Raw genomic sequence first — 1,081 nt, forward strand, 5'->3', positions numbered from 1 at the left:
CGCGAATTCAACTTCGAAGTGCAATTCCCGATTAAAAATCAGGCTGCTTTCAGAAGTTCGTCAAAAACCACCTGTGGCTGTTTAAATCCCAAGCATTTGCGCGGCCTGAAGTTCAGCCGCTTTTCGACGGCTGACAGTGCCTCTGCTGTCACCACACTCAAATCACTGCCTTTGGGCACATATTGCCGCAGCAGACCATTGCTATTCTCATTCTGTCCCCGTTCCCATGCACTGTATGGATGCGCAAAGTACACCTGCGCTTCCAGCTCTGCTGCAACACGTTCATGTTCGACAAACTCGCTACCATTGTCAGCTGTGATGGTATGGACATGTGCCTGGTAGGGTTTCAGCATGCTGATAATGGTGTCCGCCACCGCGCTGGCTGTTTTGCTGGGAACGTATTGAACCAGGTAGAGCCGGCTCTTACGCTCCAACAGACTCACTATTGCACCGCTGCCTTGCTTACCCAACACGGTATCGACTTCCCAATCTCCCACACGGCTCCGCTCATTGACTATCGCAGGGCGTTCATCAATCGATACCGGATTGGGAATGACACTGCGTTTGCTGTTCTTACCCTTGCGATAGCGTTTGTGACCCTGACGCAGATGCCGGTATAGCGTGCCACCGTTGGCCTTGTCGCGTGCCACATAGCGGTATATCCACTCGTGGCTAACCGGGCAGTTAATCATGTCTCCAACGCCACTGATTTGCTCGGGACTCCAGTCCGCGACCAGCGCCATGCAAACAAAGTCGATGGTATCAGACGGGACAGTACGCTTCTGACTCGTCAGCCGTCGTGCCGTGGCAAGTTGGTGAGCCTGCTGCGGCTGATAGGCCTGCCCAGCACAATTACGACGAAGCTCACGACTGATAGTCGATGGATGAACCCCGAGCTGTTTGGCAATGCGGGCCTGTGACAGGCCATGGTCACGGAGGCAGGCAATCTGGTATCGTAGCCCCTCGGTCAACTGCTGGTATTTCATGGTGTATCGCTTTGTTTCTTTGGCGAGAAGAAGCGTACCCTAACTGGTAGTTGACCGCCTCTCTCCTATGCACCATGGGCATTGCACTTATTATC

The 1,081-nt window shown here is 53.6% G+C and carries 1 protein-coding gene; it reads right to left on the reverse strand.

Features of this window, described 5'->3' with window-relative positions; translation table 11 throughout:
• Positions 1-38: 38 nt before the first annotated feature.
• A complete protein-coding gene (locus OKC30_RS21005) occupies positions 39-986 on the reverse strand; it encodes an IS30-like element ISAeca1 family transposase (RefSeq protein ID WP_012564931.1) in 948 nt (315 codons plus the stop codon).
• Between the last annotated feature and the right edge of the window lie 95 nt (positions 987-1,081).

It is taken from the genome of Aeromonas sp. QDB18, from assembly GCF_027705325.1.
In the GTDB taxonomy this organism is placed as follows: Bacteria; Pseudomonadota; Gammaproteobacteria; order Enterobacterales; family Aeromonadaceae; genus Aeromonas; species Aeromonas caviae.